1 protein-coding gene is annotated in these 335 nt (G+C 35.8%); it reads left to right on the top strand.

The window, feature by feature from the left end:
* Window positions 1-17: 17 nt before the first annotated feature.
* On the top strand, window positions 18-335 hold a 318-nt coding region (locus tag UXI14_RS18110), incomplete at its 3' end, for a hypothetical protein (RefSeq protein ID WP_335967378.1).

The following is a 335-nucleotide window of genomic DNA, read 5'->3' as shown; positions in this document are numbered from 1 at the left end:
ATTACCTGAATGGGGATATGAGATTTGTCAGACTGGAACGGAAAATATTACCGCAGGAGAACATAACTGAACCCGTTTTCCTTCGTCTGTACATGAGAGAAAATAAAAAAAAGGAAAAGGGGACCATAAAGGGACTTAAAAATGGCCTGAAAAGAGACCTGTTTATTAAAATGCTCAATGCCAGGTACACACAAATGCAATGGTCTTATAATAACCATTTTGATATTTACAGTGAATTTTCGGAGTATCCATCGGCGTTTAAAATTAATATATGCGCATATGGAAATCAAGAAAGATTAGCGGTAATTGAGGCTTTAAAAACTTTAAAGCAGGTG

The sequence above is a fragment of the Galbibacter sp. PAP.153 genome, assembly GCF_037029175.1.
Lineage (GTDB): Bacteria > Bacteroidota > Bacteroidia > Flavobacteriales > Flavobacteriaceae > Galbibacter > Galbibacter pacificus.
The sequence above is the reverse complement of the archived record's forward strand: the minus strand, read 5'-3'. Positions and strand labels throughout refer to the sequence as shown.